Source organism: Haemophilus sp. HN_Hi10 (genome assembly GCF_049821985.1).
Lineage (GTDB): Bacteria > Pseudomonadota > Gammaproteobacteria > Enterobacterales > Pasteurellaceae > Haemophilus > Haemophilus influenzae_D.
Genome location: NZ_CP187495.1, coordinates 1,389,569 through 1,402,755, shown reverse-complemented (window position 1 = coordinate 1,402,755; position 13,187 = coordinate 1,389,569). Strand labels below are relative to the sequence as shown.

The window sequence follows — 13,187 nt, the reverse complement described above, 5'->3', positions numbered from 1 at the left end:
CACTTTACGCGAGCATATTTACAACGGCAAATGAGACTTTCAATAATGCTGCGTTGATTAAGTCGATAAAGAATGCACCGACCATTGGAACGATTAAAAATGCTTTGTGTGATGGTCCAAAACGGCTGGTAACAGCTTGCATATTAGCGATTGCTGTTGGGGTTGCGCCTAAACCAAAACCACAGTGTCCAGCACTTAATACGACGGCATCGTAATCTTTACCCATTGCTCGATAAGTAATGAAGATTGCAAAGGCAGCCATAAATGCGACTTGAATAGCCAGAACAATTAATACGTCAATTGCTAAACCTGCAAGTTCCCAAAGTCTTAATGACATTAAAGCAATTGCTAAAAAGATGGATAAGCCTACGCTACCTAATACGTCAATAGCGGATTCTGCTACTTGGAAACGGAAAATGTTGGTTAAAATATTGCGGACAATAACACCAGTGAATAAACACCATACGAAAGTTGGTAATTGGAGTGCAGTACCTTTTGTTTGTACATCTAAATATTGACCAATTAATAAACATACTGAAATCATTGCAATTGTTTCAATTAATGAACGTGCAGTAATTTTACGTTTATAAGTTGGGTGTTCAAATGCTTCTTGAATGTCATCAACTTCATCATTTTCAGGATTTTCGCCTTGTTTTTGGCGATTTAATAAGAAACGAGCGACAGGACCACCGATGATACCACCGAATACTAAACCGAAAGTTGCACAGGCAATGGCAATTTCAGTTGCACCTTGTAGATTAAATTGATGTGCAAATGTATCCGCCCAAGCAGCTCCAGTGCCGTGACCACCTGTTAAGGTTACTGAACCTGCAAGTAAACCATAAGCGGGATGGATTCCTAATGCCATTGAACTTGCAATGCCAATAACGTTTTGTCCTAAAATTAATAATGCAGCAATGAATAGAAATACAACGAGTGGCTTTCCGCCTTTAATTAGACGGGAAAAGTTGGCACTTAAACCGATAGAAGTAAAAAACACTAACATCATTGTGGTTTGTAGATTTTTATCGAAGTTAAAGGATGTTCCATCAATTTTGTGCCAAATTAAAAGACCAATGGCAACAATAAAGCCGCCAACAACTGGCTCTGGAATGTTAAATGTTTTTAATACATTAATGCGTTTAACCAAAAAATAGCCCAATAGCAAAACTAAGCTTGCTAATGCAAGGGTTTCATACGTGCTAAAAGTATAGCTCATAAATTGGATCTCCCTAAGTTATGTTTAAGTGATGTGTTGTGTTACGGCTCGACTACCATAATTTCAAGATTGGTATGTAATCCACGTGGTAATGTCGAACCTTTTCTGCCTCGTTCTGCGCGGAACTTTTGCAGATCTTCTGGTTTTAATACAATTTTTCGTTTTCCAGAATAAAATTCAAGACTTGCTTGATCTGAAATAAGCAATAATTTTGTCAATAACTCGCTACGATCTTTTGCATTCGCTGCGGGAATAGTGATAATTTTATTGCCTTTACCTTTTGATAATACCGGTAAATCTTGTGCTGGAAAAATCAACATTCTGCCTGCTGATGTGATCGCGACAACAAATGCGGTAGAATTTATCAGTTTTTTAGGCTTCAACACTTTGGCATTTTCTGGTAAAGAAATCAAGGCTTTTCCAGCCTTGTTACGTGCAATTAAATCTTCAAATTTACAAATAAAACCATATCCCGCATCAGAAGCCATCAATAATTCTTGTTGTTCGCCTGCCATTACAACATATTCAATGGTCGCACCAGTGGGTAAATTGAGTTTACCTGTAAGTGGTTCGCCTTGGGAGCGGGCGGAAGGTAAGGAAAGCGGATCGAGTGCATAACTCCGCCCCGTACTATCAATGAATACAACGGCTTGATTACTTTTGCCACAAGCGTGAGCTAGATAGCTATCGCCAGCTTTGTAGCTTAATGATTTAGGATCGATATCGTGTCCTTTGGCGCAACGTACCCAGCCCATTTCTGATAAGATGACAGTAACTGGTTCTGCTGGCGTCATCTCACTTTCAGAGATCATTTTGGCTTCTTCACGTTCAACCAGTTGAGACATACGTGGACTCGCATATTTTTTCGCATCTTCTTGAATTTCTTTTTTGATAAGCGTATTCAAACGGCGTTCTGATCCTAAAATTGCTTCTAAATTTAACCGCTCTTTTTCAAGTTCATCTTGTTCAGCTTTCAGCTGGTTTTCTTCTAATTTCGCTAAATGACGTAAGCGTAAATTTAAAATGGCATCAGCTTGTTCATCGCTTAAATTAAAGCGTACCATAAGCTCTGCTTTTGGATCGTCTTCGTGGCGTATAATTTCGATAACCTCATCAATATTTAAAAAGGCTATCATCAAACCTTCTAAAATATGTAAGCGAGAGAGTACTTTATCCAAACGGTATTGTAGGCGACGAGTAACTGTTGTGCGACGGAAAGTGAGCCATTCATTTAAGATTTCTAATAAGCCTTTTACCGCTGGTTTATGATCAAGCCCAATCATATTCATATTTACACGATAGCTTTTTTCAAGATCTGTAGTCGCAAATAAATGTGCCATTAAGGCATCAGTATCGACGCGATTTGAGCGAGGAACTAGCACAATACGAATTGGATTTTCGTGATCGGCTTCATCTCGAATATCTTCTAGCATTGGTAGTTTTTTTGCCGTCATTTGATCGGCTATTTGTGCAATAACTTTTGAGGGAGAAGCTTGATGTGGAAGCGCAGAAATAATGATTTCGCCATCTTCTTTTTTCCAAGTCGCACGCATTTTTATTGAGCCACGACCTTGCTCGTAAATTTTACGAATTTCTGCTTTTGGCGAAATAATTTCCGCTTCTGTTGGAAAATCTGGGCCTTGAACAATTTCAAGTACATCATCTAATCCCGCTTTAGGATTATCTAACAACATCACTGCCGCATCAGCGATTTCGTTAATATTGTGTGGTGGAATATCTGTCGCCATACCCACTGCAATACCTGTTGTACCGTTCAATAAAATATGAGGTAAACGAGCAGGTAAATATTGTGGTTCAGCCAAGGTTCCATCAAAGTTTGGCTGATAATCTACCGTTCCTTGTCCTAGTTCACTCAGCAAGATTTCAGCGATTTTAGAGAGGCGTGATTCCGTATAACGCATTGCAGCGAAAGATTTTGGATCATCTGGCGCGCCCCAGTTACCTTGACCATCTACCAGCGGATAACGATAAGAGAATGGTTGTGCCATTAATACCATGGCTTCATAACAAGCACTGTCGCCATGTGGATGGAATTTACCGAGTACATCACCGACGGTTCGGGCAGATTTTTTGTATTTTGCTGTGGCATTTAAGCCAAGTTCAGACATCGCATATACAATACGGCGTTGAACGGGTTTTAAACCATCGCCGATAAAAGGCAGCGCACGATCCATGATGACATACATAGAATAGTTGAGATAAGCCTTTTCAGTGAAAGTACGTAGAGGCATTTGCTCAATGCCTTCATAGTTGATATTTGTCATTTTTGTTTCTGTTAATTGATATATTTTTAATTTATTAAAATTCGGATTTGCTGAGATTAATTTAGTCTAAACAGATAAATCAACCTGATCGCCTTTCGCTTGCAACCAATTTTTACGGTCTTCGGAACGTTTTTTCGCTAATAACATATCCATCAGTTCTAATGTATCTGAGCCTTGATCTTCCCCTAAATCATAAGTTAATTGAACAAGGCGACGAGTGTTAGGATCCATTGTTGTTTCACGTAATTGTGATGGATTCATTTCACCTAAACCTTTAAAACGTTGAACATTTGGTTTGCCTTTTTTATTTTTCAACCGATCTAAAATTGCCTCTTTTTCGTTTTCATCTAATGCGTAGAAGACTTCTTTATTTAAGTCAATACGATAAAGTGGTGGCATTGCGACGTAAACGTGGCCGTCTTGTACCAATTTCGGAAAATGGCGTAAGAACAGGGCGCAGAGTAGGGTGGCAATGTGAAGTCCATCGGAGTCAGCATCGGCGAGAATGCACACTTTACCATAGCGAAGTTGTGATAAATCATTGTTATCAGGATCGATCCCTAGAGCCACAGCGATATCGTGAATTTCTGTTGAACCTAATACTTGATCAGGCGAAACTTCCCATGTGTTTAAGATTTTCCCACGTAACGGCAAAATCGCTTGATATTCGCGATCACGTGCTTGTTTTGCTGAACCGCCCGCAGAGTCGCCCTCCACTAAAAATAATTCTGTTTTTTCTAAATCCTGTGAGCCGCAATCTGCTAATTTTCCTGGTAATGCTGGGCCGCTAACAAGTTTTTTACGTACGACTTTTTTGGCCGCACGTAATCGGCGTTGTGCAGAACTAATGACAATTTCTGCTAATTTTTCAGCATCTTGTACATTTTGGTTTAGCCATAAACTGAACGCATCTTTTAAAACACCGCTGACAAACACCGCACTTTGGCGTGATGATAAGCGTTCTTTAGTTTGCCCTGCGAATTGCGCATCTTGCATTTTAAGGGAAAGAATGTAAGAACAACGCTCCCAAATATCATCAGCGGTAAGTTTTACCCCGCGTGGTAATAAATTTCTAAATTCGCAAAATTCACGAATGGCATCTAACAAGCCTTGTCTTAGACCATTAACATGTGTTCCACCTTGAATAGTCGGAATTAAGTTTACGTAGCTTTCGCCAATCAGTTCGCCACCTTCTGGCAACCAAAGTAATGCCCAGCTAACGGCTTCATTTGTTCCTTTAAATTCGCCAACAAATGGTTTTTCGGGCAGCGTTTCAAAGCCATTTACTGCTTCGATAAGGTAATCGGAAAGCCCGTCTTCATATAACCAAATATCTTGAGTATTGTTTACTTTATCAAGAAATTTGATTTCAAGTCCTGAGCAAAGGACTGCTTTCGCTCTTAATAAATGACGTAGGCGACTAACGGAAAATTTTGCGTTGTCAAAATATTTTGGATTTGGTTTGAAGTGAACGCTTGTTCCCGTTGTGCGTCTGCCACAAGTCCCGATAACTTCCAATTCTTCTACTTTACTGCCGTTTTCAAAGGCAATTTTATACACTTCCCCATTGCGTTTGACTTGAATATCTACGCGTTCAGAAAGCGCATTGACCACAGAAATCCCAACACCGTGTAAACCACCGGCAAATTCATAATTTTTATTGGAGAATTTACCACCCGCATGCAGTTTAGTCAGGATCACCTCTACGCCGGAAACGCCTTCCGTAGGATGAATATCCACAGGCATACCGCGACCATTGTCTGTGACTTCAATGGATTGATCAGGGTGTAAAATTACTTCAATTTTTGTGGCAAAACCCGCAAGGGCTTCATCTACGCTGTTATCAATAACTTCTTGTGCTAAATGATTAGGACGAGTTGTGTCTGTATACATACCAGGGCGAATTTGCACTGGTTCGAGATCTTTAAGAACGGTAATTTCTTGAGCTGAATAATTGGTTGTCATGGTTAGATGAGTCGTTAATTTTTAAATTTGAGAAAATTCTATCAAAAAGTGCGGTGATATTCGACCGCACTTTTAATCGTATAAACTAGGCGTATTTTCATCGGGGCGTGTTTTAAAACGACGATGTAGCCACATATATTGTGATATGCCCTTCATGATTTCCTTTTCAACGATTTGATTCATTCGCGTAGCAATCGCCGTTTCATCCTGTAAATCCATAAAATCAACAGGTGCTGAAATACTCACGGTATAGCCTGAACCATCTTTATTGCGTAATGGCGCAAATGGAATCACTTTGCTGTTTTGTGAGGATTTCAATAAATAATAACTACCAGTGGTTGTGCAAGCATCGGGCACTGCAAAAAATGGTACAAAAACAGCATTTTTTCTGCCGTAATCGTGATCTGGTGCATACCAAATGGTTTCTTCGTGACGGAGGGCTTTGATCATTCCGCGTAAATCTTTACGATTTAGTAAATTTTTATTTGATTTTAAACGTCCTTGAATTTGTAGCCAATCAAATGCTGGATCGTCATTTGGGCGGTAAACTCCAATACCAGGATGATGTAAACCAATGATACGCGCACCAAGTTCTAGTGTTAAGAAATGAACACCGACGAGAATAATTCCATCTTTTTGATTTTCTTTTAGATAATGTAAGCCTTCAACTTTTGACCATTTTTTGATACGTGAATCCGACCAAAACCAAGCCATGCCTGTTTCGATAATTGCCATGCCTACTGAACGAAGATTTTTTTGCAAAATAGCTTCACGTTTATTCTCTGGCATGTTAGGGAAACAAAGTTCAAGATTGCGGCGTGCAATAGCAGCTCGACGTTTACCCACTTTTAAATGTGAAAACAGCCAACCGAGACCATTACCAATATGGCGCAAAATAGGGTAGGGAAGACATAAAATACTTCGCCAAATTACCACGCCTAGCCAAAACAGCCAGTATTTTGGGGCTAAAAAGTGCGGTTGAAATTGAGGGAGTTTTTCGTTTTTCATTGTTCTTTCCACGTAAGTTAGGGGCGTAGTTTATCGTAAATTTGAGTTGTGGTAAAATCGCCACAATTTTGGTTATTCAAATAGAGAGATTTTAAAATGGCTCAATATTCAGCAGAATTTAAGCAAGCAAAAGTACTTGTATTAGGCGATGTGATGCTTGATCGTTATTGGTTCGGCGCAACCAACCGTATTTCACCAGAAGCACCTGTGCCAGTGGTTCGAGTACAGGAAAATGAAGAGCGCGCGGGTGGTGCAGCAAATGTGGCAATGAATATTGCTTCACTCAATGTACCCGTTCAGTTAATGGGATTGATTGGACAAGATGAAACTGGTTCTGCGCTTTCCCATTTATTAGAAAAACAAAAAATCGATTGTAATTTTGTTGCATTAGAGACCCATCCAACCATTACTAAATTACGTATTTTATCTCGTCATCAACAGTTGCTCCGCCTTGATTTTGAAGAAGATTTCAATAATGTAGATTGCAAGGATTTATTAGCGAAGTTAGAAAGTGCGGTAAAAAATTACGGTGCTTTGATTCTTTCTGATTACGGTAAAGGCACGCTTAAAGATGTTCAGAAAATGATTCAAATTGCACGCAAAGCGGATGTTCCCGTGTTAATCGATCCAAAGGGAACTGATTTTGAACGTTATCGTGGTGCAACATTATTGACACCAAATATGTCTGAGTTTGAAGCCGTTGTGGGCAAATGCAATACAGAAGAAGAGATTATTGAAAAAGGTTTAAAATTAATTTCTGATATTGAATTAACCGCACTTTTGGTGACGCGTTCTGAAAAAGGAATGACATTATTACGCCCAAATCAAGAGCCTTATCATTTGCCAACTGTCGCAAAAGAAGTATTTGATGTGACGGGAGCCGGTGATACTGTCATTAGTGTATTAGCAACCGCATTAGCAGATGGACGTTCTTTCGAAGAATCTTGTTATTTAGCCAATGTTGCCGCAGGAATTGTGGTGGGTAAATTGGGTACTTCAACGGTTTCGACCGTGGAACTTGAAAATGCGATTCATGCTCGCCCTGACACTGGATTTGGCATTATGAGCGAAGCAGAATTAAAAGATGCAGTCGCACAAGCTAAAGCGCGAGGCGAAAAAATTGTGATGACTAATGGCTGTTTCGATATTTTGCATCCAGGCCATGTTTCTTATTTAGAAAATGCACGTAAATTAGGCGATCGTTTAATTGTCGCAGTAAATAGCGACGATTCTGTTAAACGCTTAAAAGGCGAAAATCGCCCAATTAACAATCTTGAAACTCGTATGGCGGTATTGGCTGGTTTGGCATCTGTGGACTGGTTGGTGCCATTCATCGAAGACACACCACAGCGTTTAATCGGTGACATTCTACCAGATCTTTTAGTCAAAGGCGGAGATTACAAACCCGAAGAGATTGCTGGCTCAAAAGAAGTTTGGGCAAACGGTGGCGATGTTAAAGTGCTAAACTTTGAAAATGGTTGTTCAACAACAAACATGATTGAGAAAATTAAATTATTGAATAATTAGAATTTATATTGACTATTTTAATTTGTGTTAATGATATAAATTTTTCTAACCAGTATTTTCTTTTATATAAAAAAGATTACTTTTAGGAGATATATTGTTAATTTTATTAAATTGTTATCCCAATGATTTTACAAAATTCCTTGCATATTAAATTTTTATCACTATAATGTCGCACATGTTTCGGACGCGGGGTGGAGCAGCTTGGTAGCTCGTCGGGCTCATAACCCGAAGGTCGTTGGTTCAAATCCAGCCCCCGCAACCAATAATAAGTTCAGTAAAAGAACCCCAGTTTTGGGGTTTTTTTCTATAAGAAATTTAGTAACTGGGCTTAGGTTCTTATGAACCTAACCCTTTTTTTATGCCTGAGATTTAATAAACTATCTTCTTACTATTACTAAAATAGAGGAGATAAGTATTGTTTAGGATAAGGTTTCATAAGGTTATGATATAGTGCAATGAATTGCACCTTATATAGGAGTAGAAATTGGCTACGTTAGAACAAAATTTACAAGAAATGCTACAAGATGCAGTAGAAGATTTAGGCTGTGAATTGTGGGGAATTGAGTGTCAGCGTGCGGGGCGTTTTATGACGGTGCGTTTATTTATAGATAAAGATGATGGTGTGACGGTTGATGATTGTGCTGATATAAGTCGTCAAGTGAGTGCGATTTTAGACGTGGAAGATCCAATTGCGGATAAATACAATCTAGAAGTGTCGTCACCAGGTTTAGATCGTCCGCTATTTACCTTACTACAATTTGAACGTTATATTGGGCAAGATATCGCAGTACATTTGCGAATTCCAGTGATGGAACGCCGTAAATGGCAAGGTAAGTTAGAGCGTATTGAAAAGGATATGATTACTTTAATCGTTGATGATCAAGAACAAATTTTAGTCTTTGGAAACATTCAAAAAGCGAATGTTGTTGCAAAATTTTAAAAGGAGAAAAAGAGAAATGAGTAAAGAAATTTTACTAGCGGCAGAAGCTGTATCCAATGAAAAATTATTACCACGTGAGAAAATTTTTGAAGCATTGGAGAGTGCGATTGCGATTTCTACTAAGAAGAAGTTTGAATATGAAACCGATATTCGCGTTTCAATTAATCCAAAAACAGGGGAATTTGATACTTTTCGCCGTTGGTTAGTCGTAGATGAAGTAAAAGTACCAACGAAGGAAATTACTTTGGAAGCGGCGCAATTTGATGATCCAAATTTGCAACTTGGAGAGTATGTAGAAGATCAAATTGAATCTATTGCGTTTGACCGTATTGCAATGCAAACGGCACGTCAAGTTATTAGCACTAAAATTCGTGAAGCTGAACGTGCAAAAGTGGTTGAACAATTTCGTGAAGAAGAAGGAAAAATTGTAACAGGCACCGTAAAAAAAGTAAGTCGAGACAGTATTATTTTAGACCTTGGCAATAAAGCGGAAGCGATGATTGCACGTGAAGATATGTTACCACGTGAAAACTTCCGTCCGGGAGATCGTGTTCGTGGGGTACTTTATAAAGTGAATCCTGAAGGCAAAACTGCACAATTATTTGTGACACGTTCTAAACCAGAAATGTTGATCGAATTATTCCGTATTGAAGTGCCTGAAATTGGCGAAGAAATGATTGAAATTCGTGGTGCAGCTCGTGATGCGGGTTCTCGTGCTAAAATCGCGGTAAAATCAAATGATAAACGTATCGATCCTGTTGGTGCTTGTGTAGGAATGCGTGGTGCACGTGTTCAGGCAATTACCAATGAACTTGGCGGTGAACGAGTTGATATTGTACTTTGGGATGATAATCCAGCGCAATTTGTGATCAATGCAATGGCACCTGCGGATGTGTCTTCTATTATTGTTGATGAAGATAATCATTCTATGGATATTGCCGTTGAAGCAGCTAACCTTGCGCAAGCAATTGGTCGTAATGGTCAAAATGTGCGTTTAGCAACACAATTAACGGGTTGGACACTAAACGTAATGACGACCGATGAGTTAAACACAAAACATCAAGCAGAAGATAACAAAGTGTTAAACTTATTTATGAATGCCTTAGAACTTGATGAAGAATTTGCTCAAATCCTTGTGGAAGAAGGTTTCACAAGTTTAGAAGAAATTGCTTATGTGCCAATGAATGAATTGACAGCAATTGATGGTTTAGAAGATGAAGATCTTGTTGAAGAACTTCAAACCCGTGCTAAAAATGCGATTACAGCCGCAGCAGTAGCTGAAGAAGAAGCTCTGAAAAAAGCGAATGTTGAAGATCGTTTATTGAATTTAGAGGGAATGAATCGTCACGTTGCGATCAAACTAGCAGAAAAACAAATTACCACCCTTGAAGAACTCGCAGAACAAGGCGTTGATGATTTAACTGATATTGAAGAATTAACCGCAGAAGAGGCCGCAGATTTAATTATGGCTGCACGTAATATTTGTTGGTTTGGCGAAGAAGAATAAGGAGAGCTGTAATGACTGAAGATGTAAAGGCTGATGTGCCAAAAAAATTAAGCATTCAACGCAGAACAAAAACTACAGTGAGTGGTACAACAACGAGTGGAAAAAGTAAAGCTGTACAAGTAGAAGTACGTAAAAAACGCACAGTAAAAACCGATATTGCTCAACAAGAAGAAGCAAAATTAAAAGCACAGCAAGAAGCGGAAGCGAAAAAAATTGCTGAACAAAAAGCGGCAGAAGAAAAAGCTCGTTTAGAAGCTGAAAAAGCGGCAACTAAGAAAGAAGCTGATGAAAAATCAAAAGCTGAAAAAGCGAAAGCAGAAACCGCTAAGCCAGCAAAAAGTGCGGTAGATTCTAAAGCTAAATTTGTTGATCCTGAAAAAGAGAAACGTAAAGCAGAAGAAGCTGAACTTCGCCGTAAAGCTGAAGAAGTGGCTCGTCAAAAAGCAGAAGAACAAGCTCGTCGTGCAGCAGAAGAAGCTAAACGTTATGCTGAAGCAGATGATTCAGACAATGAATCTTCTTCAGAAGACTATTCTGATTACAATTTAAGTTCAAGATATGCACTTGAAGCAGAAGATGAAGAAGATCGTCGTAATGAAAATCGTGGTCGAGGTAAAAATAAAGTAGCAAAAGCAAAAAAAGGCGGTCGTGACGATGAAAATAGCAAAAACTCGAAAAACGAGCGCGAATCTAATCGTAAAAATCAAAAAGATGCTAAGTTTGGTAAAGGTAAAAATGGAAAAAAAGGCACCGCACTTCAACAAGCCTTTACTAAACCAGTTCAAGTAGTAAAAGCAGATGTTGTGATTGGCGAAACCATTACCGTTGCAGAACTTGCGAACAAAATGTCGGTGAAAGCGACAGAAATCATTAAAGTGATGATGAAAATGGGTGAAATGGTCACCATCAACCAAGTTATCGATCAAGAAGCCGCTCAATTAGTAGCGGAAGAACTTGGTCATAAAGTAATTCTTCGCAATGAAAATGAGCTTGAAGAAGCGGTATTAGGTGATCGCGATGTAAATGCGGAAAAAGTAACGCGTGCGCCAGTTGTAACTATTATGGGACACGTTGATCACGGTAAAACTTCTTTACTCGACTATATTCGTAAAGCGAAAGTGGCTGCAGGCGAAGCAGGTGGTATTACTCAACATATCGGTGCGTATCACGTAGAAATGGATGATGGCAAAATGATCACTTTCTTGGATACTCCAGGACATGCTGCCTTTACTTCTATGCGTGCGCGTGGTGCAAAAGCAACAGATATTGTTGTTCTTGTTGTTGCTGCCGATGATGGTGTGATGCCTCAAACTATCGAAGCGATTCAACACGCAAAAGCAGCAGGTGCGCCTTTAGTGGTTGCAGTAAATAAAATCGATAAACCAGAAGCAAATCCAGACCGTGTTGAGCAAGAATTATTACAACATGATGTCATTTCTGAAAAATTCGGTGGCGATGTGCAATTTGTCCCAGTATCTGCGAAGAAAGGTACAGGAGTTGATGATTTATTAGATGCTATCCTACTTCAATCAGAAGTGCTTGAATTGACTGCTGTAAAAGACGGCATGGCAAGTGGTGTAGTCATTGAATCTTATTTGGATAAAGGTCGTGGCCCCGTGGCAACTATCTTGGTTCAATCAGGTACGCTACGTAAAGGCGACATCGTACTTTGTGGTTTTGAATACGGCCGTGTACGTGCAATGCGTGATGAAAACGGAAAAGAAGTTGATGAAGCTGGTCCTTCAATTCCAGTTGAATTATTAGGTCTTTCAGGTGTGCCTGCAGCGGGGGATGAAACAACCGTTGTACGTGATGAGAAAAAAGCACGTGAAGTGGCGTTATATCGTCAAGGTAAATTCCGTGAAGTTAAATTAGCTCGTCAGCAAAAAGCGAAACTTGAAAATATGTTTAGCAATATGTCTGAAGGCGATGTGGCTGAATTGAACGTCATTGTGAAAGCCGACGTACAAGGCTCTGTAGAAGCGATTGTTCAAGCATTAAATGAACTTTCTACTAATGAAGTAAAAGTTAAAGTTGTTGGTTCAGGTGTAGGTGGTATTACTGAAACTGATGCAACTTTAGCGGCAGCATCTAATGCCATCATTGTTGGCTTTAATGTTCGTGCGGATGCAACAGCTCGTCGTGTCATTGAGGCAGAAAACATTGATTTACATTACTACTCAATCATTTATGAATTGTTGAATGAAATTAAAGCCGCAATGAGCGGTATGTTAGAGCCTGAATTTAAACAAGAAATTATTGGCTTAGCTGAAGTTCGTGATGTATTCCGTCATCCGAAATTTGGTGCAATCGCAGGCTGTATGGTAACCGAGGGGGTAGTGAAACGTAACAACCCAATCCGTGTATTACGTGACAACGTCGTTATCTTTGAAGGGGAATTAGAATCTCTTCGTCGTTTCAAAGATGATGTATCTGAAGTTCGTAACGGTATGGAATGTGGTATCGGCGTGAAAAACTACAACGATGTAAAAGTCGGCGACCAAATCGAGGTGTTTGAAGTGGTTGAGGTTAAGCGTTCAATCTAACCTTTAACAAAACAAAGGGCGGTTAAAAATATCATAATTTTTAACTGCTCTTTTTATTATAAATAATCATATCAAAAGCTATAAATCAGTTAAATTCTTCGCAATCTTCTCCATCTATTATTTGATTACATAACTGAACGATAATTTTATCTGTATAGGTAGCAGATTATTCTAAATGCTCCTTCATTTA

The 13,187-nt window shown here is 39.2% G+C and carries 8 protein-coding genes and 1 tRNA gene; 5 read left to right on the top strand and 4 right to left on the bottom strand.

The annotated features are described in order from the left end of the window. Positions 1–4: 4 nt before the first annotated feature. From gltS to ACPT8Q_RS06845, 4 genes are all read right to left on the bottom strand, one after another. A complete protein-coding gene (gltS, locus tag ACPT8Q_RS06860; RefSeq protein WP_015702357.1) occupies positions 5–1,219 on the bottom strand; it encodes a sodium/glutamate symporter in 1,215 nt (404 codons plus the stop codon). A 41-nt stretch (positions 1,220–1,260) separates the two neighbouring features. After that, positions 1,261–3,504 carry a DNA topoisomerase IV subunit A gene (parC, locus tag ACPT8Q_RS06855; RefSeq protein ID WP_050949242.1) on the bottom strand — a complete coding sequence of 748 codons (2,244 nt, stop codon included), beginning with the start codon at positions 3,502–3,504 and terminating at the stop codon, positions 1,261–1,263. Positions 3,505–3,570: 66 nt separating this feature from the next. Further along, positions 3,571–5,469, bottom strand: coding sequence for a DNA topoisomerase IV subunit B (gene parE, locus ACPT8Q_RS06850; RefSeq protein ID WP_050949241.1), 1,899 nt, complete (start codon positions 5,467–5,469; stop codon positions 3,571–3,573). Between the two features lie 72 nt (positions 5,470–5,541). Beyond that, entirely contained in the window at positions 5,542–6,477 is a 936-nt protein-coding gene (locus ACPT8Q_RS06845) for a Kdo(2)-lipid IV(A) acyltransferase (RefSeq protein ID WP_050949240.1), read from the bottom strand. A gap of 96 nt (positions 6,478–6,573) precedes the next feature. Between ACPT8Q_RS06845 and hldE the strand changes: the two genes are divergently transcribed. From hldE to infB, 5 genes are all read left to right on the top strand, one after another. Then, complete coding sequence (gene hldE, locus ACPT8Q_RS06840; protein ID WP_061671200.1) at positions 6,574–8,004, top strand: bifunctional D-glycero-beta-D-manno-heptose-7-phosphate kinase/D-glycero-beta-D-manno-heptose 1-phosphate adenylyltransferase HldE; 1,431 nt, start codon at positions 6,574–6,576, stop codon at positions 8,002–8,004. Between the two features lie 185 nt (positions 8,005–8,189). Further along, a tRNA-Met gene (locus ACPT8Q_RS06835) sits at positions 8,190–8,266 on the top strand. A gap of 222 nt (positions 8,267–8,488) precedes the next feature. Further along, positions 8,489–8,944, top strand: a complete 456-nt coding sequence (gene rimP, locus ACPT8Q_RS06830; RefSeq protein ID WP_050949238.1) for a ribosome maturation factor RimP — start codon at positions 8,489–8,491, stop codon at positions 8,942–8,944. Positions 8,945–8,960: 16 nt separating this feature from the next. Then, complete coding sequence (nusA, locus tag ACPT8Q_RS06825) at positions 8,961–10,451, top strand: transcription termination factor NusA (RefSeq protein WP_021035153.1); 1,491 nt, start codon at positions 8,961–8,963, stop codon at positions 10,449–10,451. Positions 10,452–10,462: 11 nt separating this feature from the next. Further along, positions 10,463–12,997 (top strand): translation initiation factor IF-2, encoded by a 2,535-nt coding sequence (gene infB / locus ACPT8Q_RS06820; protein ID WP_050949237.1) that lies wholly within the window; start codon positions 10,463–10,465, stop codon positions 12,995–12,997. Positions 12,998–13,187: the final 190 nt, after the last annotated feature.